Here is a 14,592-nt window from a genome sequence, read left to right as displayed (position 1 = left end):
GCCCCTAGGGGGTTGCAGTCACGTGGCTGGTAGTCGTACCGGGAGGCCGCCCGTCCAGCGGACCGTCCGCAAACCCCCCGCCGCCCGCCCCGCGCGCGACAACCCCGTCCTGCGCGCCTACACGCGTGCCCGCAAGGCCTGGGACCGGCCGCTCACCGCCTACTACGTGATCCTCGGTGGCAGTCTGCTGATCACCGTGCTGGGGCTGGTCATGGTGTACTCCGCCTCGCAGATCACCGCGCTGCAGATGTCGCTGCCCGGGTCGTTCTTCTTCCGCAAGCAGTTCCTGGCCGCCTCCATCGGGGCCGTGCTGCTGCTGGTCGCCTCGCGGATGCCGGTCAAGCTGCACCGGGCGCTGGCCTACCCGATCCTCGCCGGAGCCGTCTTCATGATGGCCCTGGTGCAGGTGCCCGGGATAGGGATGGCCGTCAACGGCAACCAGAACTGGATCTCGCTCGGCGGCTCCTTCCAGATCCAGCCCAGCGAGTTCGGCAAGCTCGCCCTGGTGCTGTGGGGCGCCGACCTGCTCGCCCGCAAGCAGGACAAGAAGCTGCTCACCCAGTGGAAGCACATGCTGGTGCCGCTGGTACCGGTGGCCTTCATGCTGCTCGGGCTGATCATGCTCGGCGGCGACATGGGAACGGCGATCATCCTCACGGCGATCCTCTTCGGGCTGCTGTGGCTCGCGGGGGCGCCCACCCGGCTGTTCGTCGGTGTGCTGTCGGTCGCCGCCGCGATCGGGTTCGTCCTGATCAAGACCAGCCCGAACCGCATGGCCCGCCTCGCCTGCATCGGTGCCACCGAGCCGAAGTCCGGGGCCGCCGACTGCTGGCAGGCCGTGCACGGGATCTACGCTCTCGCCTCCGGCGGAATCTTCGGTTCCGGACTCGGGGCGAGTGTGGAGAAATGGGGCCAACTCCCCGAAGCGCACACCGACTTCATCTTCGCCGTCACCGGTGAGGAACTGGGCCTCGCGGGGACGCTGTCGGTGCTCGCCCTGTTCGCGGCTCTAGGCTATGCGGGTATCCGCGTGGCCGGACGCACGGAGGACCCCTTCGTGAGGTATGCCGCGGGAGGCGTGACCACCTGGATCACCGCGCAAGCCGTGATCAACATCGGTGCGGTGCTCGGTCTGCTGCCGATCGCCGGCGTCCCCCTCCCGCTGTTCTCCTACGGAGGGTCCGCCCTGCTGCCGACCATGTTCGCGATCGGGCTGCTGATCGCCTTCGCACGCGACGATCCCGCTGCGCGGGCGGCGCTTGCCATGCGGCAACCCCGCTTTGGTAGAAAGCGGGGGGCCGGGGGTTCCGCCGTGAAACGGGAACCCCGGAGATGGAACACGATGCGACGGCGTGCCTCGGCGGCGCGCCCGTCCGGAGAGCGGTGAATTTCGGTGCATGTCGTACTCGCTGGTGGGGGGACCGCCGGCCACATCGAGCCCGCGCTCGCCCTCGCGGACGCCCTGCGCAGGCAGGACCCCACCGTGGGGATCACGGCCCTGGGCACCGAGCGCGGCCTGGAGACCACGCTCGTTCCGCAGCGGGGCTACGACCTCGCGCTGATCCCGGCCGTACCGCTGCCGCGCAAGCCCACCCCCGAGCTGATCACCGTCCCGGGTCGGCTGCGCGGCACGATCAAGGCCGCCGAGCAGATCCTGGAGCGCACCAAGGCCGACGCCGTCGTCGGCTTCGGCGGCTACGTGGCCCTGCCCGGCTACCTCGCCGCCAAGCGCCTCGGCGTGCCCATCGTGGTCCACGAGGCCAACGCCCGCCCGGGCCTGGCCAACAAGATCGGCTCGCGGTACGCCGCCCGGGTCGCCGTCTCCACGCCCGACAGCAAGCTGCGCGACGCCCGCTACATCGGCATCCCGCTGCGCCGCTCCATCGCCACCCTGGACCGCGCCGCGGCCCGCCCCGAGGCCCGCCACATGTTCGGCCTCGACCCCAACCTGCCGACGCTGCTCGTCTCCGGCGGCTCGCAGGGTGCCCGCCGGCTCAACGAGGTCGTCCAGCAGGTCGCGCCCTGGCTCCAGCAGGCCGGCATCCAGATCCTGCACGCGGTCGGCCCGAAGAACGAACTGCCGCATGTCCAGCAGATGCCGGGAATGCCCCCCTACATCCCGGTACCGTACCTGGACCGGATGGACCTCGCGTACGCCGCGGCCGACATGATGCTCTGCCGGGCGGGCGCGATGACCGTCGCCGAACTCTCCGCCGTCGGCCTCCCGGCCGCCTACGTCCCGCTGCCCATCGGCAACGGCGAACAGCGGCTGAACGCCCAGCCGGTGGTCAAGGCCGGCGGCGGACTCCTCGTCGACGACGCGGAACTCACCCCCGAGTGGGTCCGGGAGAACGTCCTGCCGGTGCTCGCCGACCCGCACCGGCTGTACGAGATGTCCCGCGCCGCCGGAGAGTTCGGCCGCCGGGACGCCGACGACCTGCTCGTCGGCATGGTGTACGAGGCGATCGCGGCGAGTCGCGCCCAGCGATAGGAAACGCATCGGCGAGTGAGCCGAAGGGGCGCGTCGGTGTTGAGAGGTCGAGCGCGCGGAGGCCCGAAGGGGTGAGCACGGTCGGGCTCTCGACACCGACTGTGGCGCCCCGGAGGTGAACCGAGCCGGGAAAGGGAGTGCGCGTGGCCGGATCCGCCACCGTCGAGCGCGGTGCACGCCAGGAGGAGCCGTCCGGCCCGCCCCTCGTCCGAAGACTGGGCGGCCCGCGCCGACTTCGTATGATCATCGTCCTCGCGCTCGCCGTGGCCCTCCTCGGCGGGGGGACGGTCTGGGTGTTGTACGGCTCCCGGTGGACGAAGGTCGAGCACGTCGCGGTCTCCGGCACCGACGTCCTGACGCCCGACCAGGTGCGCGAGGCCGCCGCCGTACCGGTCGGATCGCCGCTCGTCTCCGTCGACACCGATGCGATCGAGGCGCGCCTGCGCGCAAGGCTGCCCCGAATCGGCACGGTTGACGTGGTTCGCTCCTGGCCCCATGGAATCGGCCTGAAAGTGACCGAGCGCAAGCCCGTTCTGCTCATCGGAAAAGGGTCGAACTTCGTGGAAGTGGACGACAAAGGCGTCCGTTTCGCCACGGTTTCCCAAGCCCTGAAGAACGTACCGCTCCTCGAATTGACCCTCTCCGCGTCGAGTTCGAGCGGGTCGGGTGCCGCGAGCCTGCGCCGCTTCGGCGAGGACCGGCTGGTGCGCGAGGCGGTGAAGGTCGCCGACGACGTTCCGGCCGCCGTCACCCGGCAGATCCGCGCCCTCAAGGTCCGTTCCTACGACGACATCTCGCTGGAGCTGACCGACGGCCGCACGGTCGCCTGGGGGAGCGCAGAGAAGGGCGCCCTGAAGGCGCGTACGCTCGGTGCTCTCATGAAAGCCTCCCCGGCCGCGCGGCACTTCGATGTCAGTGCTCCCACGGCCCCTGCGTCAGCGGGGAGTTGACGCACATCCGCGCAGGCCAGCACCCTGGTTGGGCAGCGACACGGCTGATCACATAGGGTGAAAAGAAAAACGGGAGGTTCGGCGTGTTCGTTGAACGGGCGCCACTTGTCGACTTAGTGTCCTGTTCAGAAGACTCCAAGGAACAGACACACTGGTAACCCTAAACTTCAGCGTTAGGGTTCGGGTCGGCGAAACGGACCGTCCCATTCGGCATCAGTCGTCGGATCGCGCGACCACGCGAGGCGACGACACGTAACTCGAGGCGAGAGGCCTTCGACGTGGCAGCACCGCAGAACTACCTCGCAGTCATCAAAGTCATCGGTGTCGGCGGCGGTGGTGTCAATGCCATCAACCGGATGATCGAGGTCGGTCTCAAGGGCGTCGAGTTCATCGCCATCAACACCGACGCGCAGGCGCTGTTGATGAGCGACGCCGACGTCAAGCTCGACGTCGGCCGCGAACTCACCCGCGGACTCGGCGCCGGCGCCAACCCGGCCGTCGGCCGCAAGGCCGCCGAGGACCACCGCGAGGAGATCGAGGAGGTCCTCAAGGGGGCCGACATGGTCTTCGTGACGGCCGGTGAAGGCGGCGGCACCGGCACCGGCGGCGCGCCCGTCGTGGCCAACATCGCCCGCTCCCTGGGCGCCCTCACCATCGGCGTGGTCACCCGCCCGTTCACCTTCGAGGGACGGCGCCGGGCCAACCAGGCCGAGGACGGCATCGCCGAACTCCGCGAAGAGGTCGACACCCTCATCGTCATCCCCAACGACCGACTGCTGTCCATCTCGGACCGCCAGGTCTCGGTCCTGGACGCCTTCAAGTCGGCCGACCAGGTCCTGCTCTCCGGTGTCCAGGGCATCACCGACCTCATCACCACCCCCGGCCTCATCAACCTCGACTTCGCCGACGTGAAGTCGGTCATGTCCGAGGCCGGTTCGGCTCTCATGGGCATCGGCTCGGCCCGTGGCGACGACCGCGCGGTGGCCGCCGCCGAGATGGCGATCTCCTCGCCGCTCCTCGAGGCCTCCATCGACGGCGCCCGGGGCGTGCTGCTCTCCATCTCCGGCGGCTCCGACCTCGGCCTGTTCGAGATCAACGAGGCCGCCCAGCTGGTCAGCGAGGCCGCCCACCCCGAGGCCAACATCATCTTCGGCGCGGTCATCGACGACGCGCTCGGCGACGAGGTCCGGGTCACGGTCATCGCGGCCGGCTTCGACGGCGGCCAGCCCCCGGCCCGCCGGGACAACGTCCTCGGCTCGGCCACGGCCTCCTCCCGCCGCGAGGAGCCCGCTCCGGTACGGCAGCCGGAGAGCCGCCCGTCCTTCGGCTCGCTCGGCAGCGTCACGCCGAAGGAGGAGCCGGAGCCGGCCCCCGAGCCGGTGGCCGAGATCCCGGTCGCCCCGCCGGTCCCGCCGTCGCGGACCTACTCGGACAGCGCGGCCGAGGAACTGGACGTGCCGGACTTCCTGAAGTGATAGGACAGCGCGAGAACGTGAGCGGCGCGCACTTCGCCTTCACCGACCGGTGGGGCGGGGTGAGCGCCGCTCCGTATGAGGAGCTCAACCTCGGCGGAGCGGTCGGCGACGACTCCGCGGCGGTACGGGCCAACCGGGAGCTGGCCGCCAAGTCGCTGGGGCTGGATCCTTCGGACGTGGTCTGGATGAACCAGGTGCACGGCGCCGACGTGGCCGCCGTCGAGGGCCCCTGGGGTGACGAGCCGGTACCGCGGGTCGACGCGATCGTCACCGCGCGGCGCGGGCTCGCCCTCGCCGTCCTCACCGCCGACTGCACCCCCGTTCTGCTCGCCGACCCGGCCGCCGGTGTCGCCGCCGCGGCCCACGCGGGCAGGCCCGGCATGGTCGCCGGGGTCGTCCCCGCCGCCGTACGGGCCATGATGGAACTCGGTGCCGAGCCGTCCCGGATCGTCGTCCGCACCGGACCCGCCGTCTGCGGCCGGTGCTACGAGGTACCCGAACAGATGCGGGCCGAGGTCGCGGGCGTCGAGCCGGCGGCGTACGCCGAGACGAGTTGGGGCACGCCGGCGGTCGATGTGACCGCGGGGGTGCACGCGCAGCTCGACCGGCTCGGGGTGCGCGACCGGGAGCAGTCGCCGGTGTGCACCCGGGAGTCGCAGGACCACTTCTCGTACCGCCGCGACCGCTCCACGGGGCGACTCGCGGGATATGTCTGGCTGGACTGATGGGCATGACGGACCGTAAGGACGAACTCGCCGTAAACCTGGCGAAGGTCGAGGAGCGCATCGCCCGCGCGTGCGCGGCGGCCGGACGCGCGCGGGAGGACGTGACCCTGATCGTGGTCACCAAGACCTACCCGGCCGACGACGTGCGGATCCTCGCGGACCTCGGGGTGCGGCACGTCGCCGAGAACAAGGACCAGGACGCCGCGCCCAAGGCCGCGACTTGCTCGGACCTGTCGCTTTCCTGGCACTTCGTCGGCCAGTTGCAGACCAACAAGGTGCGATCCGTGGTCGGTTACGCGGACTTCGTGCAGTCCGTGGACCGTTCCCGGCTGGTGACCGCGCTGTCGAAGGAGGCGGTGCGCGCCGGGCGGGAGGTCGGGTGTCTGATCCAGGTCGCCCTCGACGCGGGGGAGAGCGGGCGGGGAGAGCGGGGCGGCGTGTCGCCCGACGGGATCGAGGAGTTGGCCGGTCTCGTGGCCGGTGCGCCGGGACTGAGACTCGCCGGACTGATGACCGTCGCACCCCTGACCGGGGAGTACGCGGGGCGCCAACGGGCCGCTTTCGAGCGGTTGATGGATTTGTCGACTGACCTGCGCCGAGCCCATCCGGCTGCGAACATGGTCTCTGCAGGGATGAGTGCGGACCTCGAGGAGGCCGTGGCTGCCGGGGCGACACATGTGCGCGTCGGCACTGCGGTACTCGGAGTCCGCCCCAGGCTCGGGTAACGTCGCCAGGAAGTCGGACCACAGCAGAAAATATGGTCATTACCGCCGGTAGGCGGGCACAAGGGCCACGTGGATCGCGGGACTTGGCAGTCGGAAGCCGATCCACCACAGAGCGGAGGACTCAGAGCATGGCCGGCGCGATGCGCAAGATGGCGGTCTACCTCGGCCTCGTGGAGGACGATGGGTACGACGGCCGGGGATTCGACCCCGATGACGACTTCGAACCCGAGCTCGACCCGGAACCCGAGCGGGACCACCGGCGACACGAGCCGTCCCACCAGTCACATGGTGCGCACCAGTCCCAAAGGGACGAAGAGGTGCGAATCGTGCAGCCGCCCGCGCCGCGCGAGCCGGTGGCCCGATCCGCTTCGCTCGCCGCGGAATCCGGGCGTCCGGCGCGCATCGCGCCCGTGGCGTCCATCACACAAGAACGTCAGTCCCTGGAGAAGAACGCACCGGTGATCATGCCCAAGGTCGTGTCGGAACGAGAGCCGTACCGGATCACCACACTTCACCCCCGGACCTACAACGAGGCCCGTACCATCGGGGAACACTTCCGTGAGGGCACCCCGGTGATCATGAATCTGACTGAGATGGATGACACAGACGCGAAGCGACTTGTCGACTTTGCGGCCGGTTTGGTGTTTGGTCTTCACGGCAGCATCGAGCGGGTGACCCAGAAGGTGTTCCTGTTGTCTCCTGCTAACGTCGATGTCACGGCGGAGGACAAGGCCCGCATCGCAGAGGGCGGGTTCTTCAACCAGAGCTGAGACGCAAGACCGGAAAAAGCAGTACAAAGAAGTACACCGCAGTACAGAGCGGCACGGAAACAGGGGAGAGGGAAGCACCGAACATGAGCGTGGTCCTGGATGTCGTCTACATCGCGCTGATGGTCTTCCTCATCGTGCTCATCTTCCGGTTGGTCATGGACTACGTCTTCCAGTTCGCCCGCTCATGGCAGCCCGGCAAGGCGATGGTGGTCGTTCTGGAGGCCACCTACACTGTCACCGATCCACCGCTCAAGCTTCTGCGGCGAGTCATCCCGCCGTTGCGTCTCGGGGGCGTGGCGCTCGATCTGTCCTTCTTCGTACTGATGATCATCGTCTACATCCTGATCTCGATCGTGAGCCGGCTGTGAGCGATGTGAACTACCGTCTTGCCGATGCCGACGACTACGTTGAGGTGAAGAGATGCCGTTGACCCCCGAGGATGTGCGGAACAAGCAGTTCACGACCGTCCGCCTCCGAGAAGGCTATGACGAGGACGAGGTCGATGCCTTCCTCGACGAGGTCGAAGCCGAACTGACCCGCCTGCTCCGCGAGAACGAGGACCTGCGCGCCAAACTGGCCGCGGCCACGCGCGCTGCTGCCCAGAACCAGCAGAACATGCGCAAGCCTCCGGAGCAGGACCAGCAGGGCGGCATGCCTCAGCAGGGCGGGATGCAGGGCGGCATGCCCCAGCAGGGGATGCCTCAGCAGGGGATGCCGCCGCAGGGCATGCCCCAGCAGGGGATGCGAGGTCCCGGCGCTCCGGTGCCCGCCGGCATATCGGGCCCGCCGCAGCAGCAGATGGGTGGCCCCATGGGTGGCCCGCCCCAGCTGCCGAGCGGTGCCCCGCAGCTGCCCGCCGGCCCCGGCGGTCAGGGCGGTCCGCAGGGTCCCGGCCCGATGGGCCAGGGTCCGATGGGCCAGGGTCCGATGGGCCAGGGACCCATGGGTGGTCCCATGGGCGGTCAGCCTCCGATGCCCCAGCAGATGGGTGGCCCGATGGGCGGCCCCATGGGTGGCCCGATGGGCGGTCCCATGGGTGGCCCCGGTCAGGGTCCCGGTGGCGACAGCGCCGCCCGTGTCCTCTCGCTGGCCCAGCAGACCGCCGACCAGGCGATCGCCGAGGCCCGCTCCGAGGCCAACAAGATCGTCGGTGAGGCGCGTTCGCGTGCCGAGGGTCTGGAGCGTGACGCACGTGCCAAGGCCGACGCCCTGGAGCGGGACGCGCAGGAGAAGCACCGTGTCGCGATGGGCTCCCTGGAGTCCGCCCGCGCCACGCTGGAGCGCAAGGTCGAGGACCTGCGCGGCTTCGAGCGCGAGTACCGCACGCGTCTGAAGTCGTACCTCGAGTCCCAGCTCCGTCAGCTGGAGACCCAGGCCGACGACTCCCTCGCCCCGCCGCGCACCCCTGCCGCCGCGTCCCTGCCGCCGTCCCCGGCGCCCTCCATGGCTCCGGCCGGCGCGAGTGCCCCGTCCTTCGGGTCCGGCGCTCCGGGCATGGGCTCTGGTATGGGTTCGGGCATGGGCTCGGGCATGGGCGCGCCCAGCCCTGCCGCGCCGTCCTACGGCGGGCAGCAGCAGATGTCCCCGGCCATGACTCAGCCGATGGCGCCGGTACGTCCGCAGGGTCCCTCCCCGATGGGCCAGGCTCCCTCGCCGATGCGTGGCTTCCTCATCGACGAGGACGACAACTGACGGCCTGTAGTACGCCTTAGGCGTCGGCAGCGTTCAAAAGGGCGGGCCCCGGATTCGGATCCGGGGCCCGCCCTTTTTACGCGTGTTGACGATGTTGCAGGCGGTGACGGTGTAGCAGGCGGTGCATGCGGAGGGCCCGGTCTCCAGGGACCGGGCCCTTCTGGTACGTCCTTACGCCTTGCGCAGGCGGAACGTCAGCGTCAGGCCCTCGTCGGTGAACGGGGTGCCGTAGGTGTCGTCCGCGTCGCCCCGGGCGAAGTCGGTCGACAGGACCTCGTCGGCGATCAGACCGGCGTGACCGGTCAGCGCGTCGACGGTGGCCGGGTCGGTCGCCGTCCAGCGCAGTGCGATGCGGTCGGCGACATCGAGGCCGCTGTTCTTGCGGGCCTCCTGGATCAGCCGGATCGCGTCACGGGCCAGGCCCGCGCGGCGCAGCTCCTCGGTGATCTCCAGGTCGAGCGCGACGGTGGCACCGGAGTCGGAGGCGACGGACCAGCCCTCGCGCGGAGTCTCCGTGATGATCACCTCGTCGGGGGCGAGGGCGATCGTCTCGCCGTCGACCTCGACGGACGCCGTGCCCTCGCGCAGGGCGAGGGACAGCGCGGCCGCGTCCGCGTTCGCGACGGCCTTGGCCACGTCCTGGACCCGCTTGCCGAACCGCTTGCCCAGGGCCCGGAAGTTCGCCTTGGCGGTGGTGTCGACCAGCGAACCGCCCACCTCGGAGAGCGAGGCGAGGGACTCGACGTTCAGCTCCTCGGTGATCTGCGTGTGCAGCTCGGGGGAGAGCGCGTCGAAGCCGGCCGCGGCGACCAGGGCCCGGCTCAGCGGCTGGCGGGTCTTGACACCCGACTCCGCGCGCGTGGCGCGGCCCAGCTCCACCAGGCGGCGGACCAGGACCATCTGCCGGGACAGCTCCGGGTCGATCGCGGCGAGGTCCGCCTCGGGCCAGGACGCGAGGTGCACGGACTCCGGGGCGCCCGGGGTGACCGGGACGACCAGGTCCTGCCAGACCCGCTCGGTGATGAACGGGGTCAGCGGGGCCATCAGCTTGGTGACCGTCTCCACGACCTCGTGCAGCGTGCGCAGCGCGGCCTTGTCGCCCTGCCAGAAGCGGCGGCGCGAGCGGCGGACGTACCAGTTGGACAGGTCGTCGACGAACGCCGAGAGCAGCTTGCCGGCGCGCTGGGTGTCGTACGCCTCCAGCGCCTGCGTCACCTGGTCGGTGAGCGCGTGCAGCTCGGAGAGCAGCCAGCGGTCGAGCAGCGGGCGGTCGGCCGGGGCCGGGTCGGCCTCGCTGGGCGCCCACGCGGACGTACGGGCGTACAGGGCCTGGAAGGCGACCGTGTTCCAGTACGTGAGGAGCGTCTTGCGGACGACCTCCTGGATGGTGCCGTGGCCGACGCGGCGGGCCGCCCACGGGGAGCCGCCGGCCGCCATGAACCAGCGGACCGCGTCGGCGCCGTGCTGGTCCATGAGCGGGATCGGCTGCAGGATGTTGCCCAGGTGCTTGGACATCTTGCGGCCGTCCTCGGCGAGGATGTGGCCGAGGCACACGACGTTTTCGTACGAGGACTTGTCGAAGACCAGGGTGCCGACGGCCATCAGCGTGTAGAACCAGCCGCGGGTCTGGTCGATGGCCTCGGAGATGAACTGCGCCGGGTAGCGGGACTCGAACAGGTCCTTGTTCTTGTACGGGTAGCCCCACTGCGCGAACGGCATCGAACCCGAGTCGTACCAGGCGTCGATGACCTCCGGCACGCGCGTGGCCGTCTTCCCGCAGCCCTCGTGACGGCAGGCGAAGGTGACCGCGTCGATGAACGGGCGGTGCGGGTCCAGCTCGGACTGGTCGGTGCCGGTCAGGTCGCTCAGCTCCGCGCGCGAGCCGACGACGGTGAGGTGGTCGTCCTCGCAGCGCCAGATCGGCAGCGGGGTGCCCCAGTAGCGGTTGCGGGAGAGCGCCCAGTCGATGTTGTTCTGCAGCCAGTCGCCGTACCGGCCGTGCTTGACCGTGTCCGGGAACCAGTTGGTCTTCTCGTTCTCCTGCAGCAGGCGGTCCTTGACGGCCGTGGTGCGGATGTACCAGGACGGCTGCGCGTAGTAGAGGAGCGCGGTGTGGCAGCGCCAGCAGTGCGGGTAGCTGTGCTCGTACGGGATGTGCCGGAAGAGGAGGCCGCGCTGCTGGAGGTCCTCGGTGAGCTGTTCGTCCGCCTTCTTGAAGAAGACGCCGCCGACCATGGGGACGGACTCCTCGAAGGTGCCGTCCGGGCGGACCGGGTTGACCACGGGCAGGCCGTAGGAGCGGCAGACCTTGAGGTCGTCCTCGCCGAAGGCGGGGGACTGGTGGACCAGACCCGTACCGTCCTCGGTCGTGACGTACTCGGCGTTGACGACGAAATGCGCATCAGCCGGGCTGTGCCCATCGGTTCCCTCGCTGACGCTCGGGAACTCGACGAGCTCGAACGGACGTTGATAGGTCCAGCGCTCCATTTCGGCGCCGGTGAAGGTCTGGCCGGTGGTCTCCCAGCCCTCGCCGAGCGCCTTGGCCACGAGCGGCTCGGCGACGACGAGCTTCTCGGTGCCTTCTGGGCCCTTCGTCGCGACGACGTAGGTGACCTCGGGGTGCGCGGCCACGGCCGTGTTGGACACCAGGGTCCACGGGGTCGTCGTCCACACCAGGAGCGCGGCCTGGCCGGCGAGCGGACCGGAGGTGAGCGGGAAACGGACGTACACGGACGGGTCGACGACCGTTTCGTAGCCCTGGGCCAGTTCGTGGTCGGACAGGCCGGTGCCGCAACGGGGGCACCAGGGGGCGACGCGGTGGTCCTGGACCAGCAGCCCCTTCTTGAAGATCTCCTTCAGCGACCACCAGACGGACTCGATGTACTCGGGCTCCATCGTGACGTAAGCGTCGTCGAGGTCGACCCAGTAGCCCATGCGGGTCGTCAGGTCCGAGAACGCGTCGGTGTGGCGCAGCACGGACTCGCGGCACCTGGCGTTGAACTCGGCGATGCCGTACGCCTCGATGTCCTTCTTGCCGCTGAAGCCGAGCTCCTTCTCCACCGCCAGCTCCACGGGCAGGCCGTGGCAGTCCCAGCCTGCCTTGCGGGCCACGTGATAGCCGCGCATCGTGCGGAAGCGGGGGAAGACGTCCTTGAAGACCCGTGCCTCGATGTGGTGGGCGCCCGGCATGCCGTTGGCGGTGGGCGGGCCCTCGTAGAACACCCACTCGGGGCGGCCCTCGGACTGCTCCAGGCTCTTGGCAAAGATCTTCTGCTCGCGCCAGAAGTCGAGCACGGCGTGCTCGAGGGCGGGCAGGTCGACCTGGGCGGGCACCTGGCGGTACTGCGTCATCGATCTTCCTCCGGCGGACGTACTGCCTTCCGTCGGAGGGACGAGAGCCTTCTTGCCTGTCTACGCCGTGTGCGGCGCGCTCCCGCGGTACCACCCTCCTTGGCCCTCCGGTGCGTCCCGCGCTCCGGTGAGCCCCCTCATTGGGGTCGCGATGCCGGTTCTACTCGCCTGTGCCTTGCGGCCGGGGCTTTCTTCCGACGGCTCCGGGGTGATCTTCACGTCGCGCTCGCCCCCGGGCTTCCACCGTCCCCGGGTCGCTCTGGGCTGCGTACGCCGCTACTCGTCCCCATCCACGCTTTTCGCTCCGCCCAGTGTACGGCGCCGCACGGACAGCGGCCGACCGGTTTACGGGGGCCCCGGGCACGGGGTGCGGGCCGGGGCGGGGTGACCCGAATGGCGGCCCCGCAGCGGGGTACGCGTGTTCGGGTTCCGGGGCGGTCGGCTCGGCGGATTACCCGCCGGGGAGCTGGGCACAACGCAGGCAGGCCGACCGCGTGGCGTGCGCGAGGCGGGCGATTCGGGCGGTGTGCCCCGTTGCCGCGGCCCTCACGTCGATTTATCGTCCCAGCACGATTCACGTGCAAAATCACAATATGTGAAGGGGTCGCGGCCATGGTGGCGAAGAAGACCGCCGTACAGCAGCCGGCGACCGGCAGGTCAACGAAAGCCTCCGGCGGCGCGGCCAAGGACGCCCACGGCGCAAGGAGCACGCGGGAAGAGGGCGCCGGGCGTACCGCCAAGGCGGTGAAGCGGACCACTGCCGAGAAGTCGACGGTGCCTTCCGGGAAGCCGACGGCGAAGGCGACGTCCGCACGGTCGCCGAGCACGGCGAAGGCCGCCGCCAGGAAGGCACCCGGGGAGACGACGGCCGGGGAAACGAGGGCCGGGGAAACGAGGGCCGGGGAGAAGAACCCCGCCACGAAGGCCCCCTCCAAGCGGACCCCTGCCAAGAAGGCCCCCGGCGCCAAGGCCCCCGGTAAGAAAACTGCCGCCGCTGCGAAGGGGGCCGGGGCGGCTGGGACCTCGCGGGCGGGGAAGAAGGCGCCCGCCAAGAAGAGGGCTGTTCCCAAGGCGGCTGCCGAGCACGCGGTCGCTTCGAAGGCGGTCGCCAGGAAGAGGCCGGCTTCCGAGGCGGCTGCCGAAAAGGCGGCTGTCCCCAAGACCGTCGCCAAGAAGACGGCCGCTCCCAAGCCGGCTGTCGAGCACGCGGCTGTTCCGAAGGCGGTCGCCGAGAAGGTGCCCGCTCCCGAGACGGTCACCGAGAACGCGGCTGCCCCCAAGACGGCCGCCAGGAAGACGGCCGCTGCCGAGGCGGTCGCCGAGCATGCGGCTGTTCCGAAGGTGGTCGCCAGGAAGGGGTCCGTTTCCGAGGCGGGCGCCGAGCATGCGGCTGTCCCCAAGACCGTCGCGAAGAAGACGGCTGCTCCCGAGGCGGCTGCCGAGTATGCGGCTGTTCCGAAGGCGGTCGCCAGGAAGGGGTCCGTTTCCGAGGCGGGCGCCGAGAAGGCGGCTGTCCCCAAGACCGTCGCGAAGAAGACGGCTGCTTTCGAGGCGGTCGCCGAGTATGCGGCTGTTCCGAAGGCGGTCGCCAGGAAGGGGTCCGTTTCCGAGGCGGGCGCCGAGCACGCGGCTGCCCCCGAGACGGTCGTAAAGGACGCGGCCCCCAAGACCGTCGCCAAGAGCGCGGCCCCCGAGGCGGTCGCCAAGGATGCGGCCCCGAGGGCGGTCGCGAAGAAGGTGGCTGGGAAGAAGACAGGCGGCAAGAAGGCGGCTGTCGTCGGCAAGGCCGCGGACGCCGAGGGCGTGACCGCGGTGGGTGGGGGAAAGAAGAGCACGGCCAAGAAGGTGGGCGCGGCCACGGCCGCGGAGCAGACGGGAGCCACGACGGTGGTTGCGAAGAAGACTCCTGGCACGGCCACGGCGGCGAAGTCCGCCGTTCCCAAGGCACGCCTCGCCGCGGTGGAACCGGGCGAGCTCGCGGTGCGCCCCGGAGAGGAGCCCTGGACCCCGGAAGAGGTCGAGGGCGCCCGCGCCGAGCTGCAGTCCGAGATGGAGCGGCTGCGCGCCGAGCTCGCCTCCTCGGAGACGGCCCTGGTGGGGCTGATGCGGGACTCGGGGGACGGCGCCGGCGACGACCAGGCGGACACCGGGACGAAGAACATCACGCGCGAGCACGAACTGGCGCTGGCCGCCAACGCGCGCGAGATGCTGATCCAGACCGAGCACGCCCTGGAACGGCTGGACGCCGGTACGTACGGCCTGTGCGAGAACTGCGGCGAACCCATCGGCAAGGCGCGTATGCAGGCCTTCCCCCGGGCCACGCTGTGCGTCGAGTGCAAGCAGAAACAAGAGCGCCGGTACTGATCGCGTGCCGGTGCGGGGGCGTGTCGTACCCTCGTCCTCAGTCAGGTAC

General features: G+C 70.2%; 11 protein-coding genes. 10 read left to right on the top strand and 1 reads right to left on the bottom strand.

Going from position 1 to position 14,592, the window contains the following annotated elements; translation table 11 throughout:
* Nucleotides 1-22: 22 nt before the first annotated feature.
* From ftsW to ACLZN2_RS12810, 9 genes are all read left to right on the top strand, one after another.
* Nucleotides 23-1,387, top strand: a complete 1,365-nt coding sequence (gene ftsW / locus ACLZN2_RS12850) for a putative lipid II flippase FtsW (RefSeq protein ID WP_416978547.1) — start codon at nt 23-25, stop codon at nt 1,385-1,387.
* Nucleotides 1,388-1,393: 6 nt separating this feature from the next.
* The gene (gene murG, locus ACLZN2_RS12845) at nt 1,394-2,491 is read left to right on the top strand and encodes an undecaprenyldiphospho-muramoylpentapeptide beta-N-acetylglucosaminyltransferase (RefSeq protein WP_416978546.1); all 1,098 of its coding nucleotides are present in this window, start codon (nt 1,394-1,396) and stop codon (nt 2,489-2,491) included.
* Between the two features lie 143 nt (nt 2,492-2,634).
* The gene (locus ACLZN2_RS12840) at nt 2,635-3,441 is read left to right on the top strand and encodes a cell division protein FtsQ/DivIB (protein WP_416978545.1); all 807 of its coding nucleotides are present in this window, start codon (nt 2,635-2,637) and stop codon (nt 3,439-3,441) included.
* 278 nt (nt 3,442-3,719) lie between these two features.
* Nucleotides 3,720-4,916 (top strand): cell division protein FtsZ, encoded by a 1,197-nt coding sequence (ftsZ, locus tag ACLZN2_RS12835; protein WP_416978544.1) that lies wholly within the window; start codon nt 3,720-3,722, stop codon nt 4,914-4,916.
* Nucleotides 4,913-5,641 (top strand): peptidoglycan editing factor PgeF, encoded by a 729-nt coding sequence (gene pgeF / locus ACLZN2_RS12830; protein WP_416978543.1) that lies wholly within the window; start codon nt 4,913-4,915, stop codon nt 5,639-5,641. Before ftsZ ends, pgeF begins: the two co-directional genes overlap by 4 nt.
* Nucleotides 5,642-5,646: 5 nt before the next feature.
* Nucleotides 5,647-6,366, top strand: a complete 720-nt coding sequence (locus ACLZN2_RS12825; RefSeq protein WP_416978542.1) for a YggS family pyridoxal phosphate-dependent enzyme — start codon at nt 5,647-5,649, stop codon at nt 6,364-6,366.
* 128 nt (nt 6,367-6,494) lie between these two features.
* A complete protein-coding gene (locus ACLZN2_RS12820) occupies nt 6,495-7,136 on the top strand; it encodes a cell division protein SepF (protein ID WP_055633826.1) in 642 nt (213 codons plus the stop codon).
* Nucleotides 7,137-7,219: 83 nt separating this feature from the next.
* Nucleotides 7,220-7,504, top strand: a complete 285-nt coding sequence (locus ACLZN2_RS12815; RefSeq protein WP_020129925.1) for a YggT family protein — start codon at nt 7,220-7,222, stop codon at nt 7,502-7,504.
* A gap of 52 nt (nt 7,505-7,556) precedes the next feature.
* Entirely contained in the window at nt 7,557-8,828 is a 1,272-nt protein-coding gene (locus ACLZN2_RS12810; RefSeq protein WP_416978541.1) for a DivIVA domain-containing protein, read from the top strand.
* Nucleotides 8,829-8,999: 171 nt separating this feature from the next.
* Here the strand turns inward: ACLZN2_RS12810 and ileS are convergent, their stop codons facing one another.
* Entirely contained in the window at nt 9,000-12,179 is a 3,180-nt protein-coding gene (ileS, locus tag ACLZN2_RS12805) for an isoleucine--tRNA ligase (protein ID WP_416978540.1), read from the bottom strand.
* Nucleotides 12,180-12,791: 612 nt separating this feature from the next.
* Between ileS and ACLZN2_RS12800 the strand changes: the two genes are divergently transcribed.
* On the top strand, nt 12,792-14,543 hold the full coding sequence (locus ACLZN2_RS12800) for a TraR/DksA C4-type zinc finger protein (protein WP_416978539.1): 1,752 nt from the start codon (nt 12,792-12,794) through the stop codon (nt 14,541-14,543).
* Nucleotides 14,544-14,592: the final 49 nt, after the last annotated feature.

Origin of the sequence: Streptomyces sp. T028 (assembly GCF_048159505.1) — a bacterium.
Lineage (GTDB): Bacteria > Actinomycetota > Actinomycetes > Streptomycetales > Streptomycetaceae > Streptomyces.
Note: the sequence above shows the minus strand (reverse complement) of the source record. Positions and strands in the feature narration are given on the sequence as shown.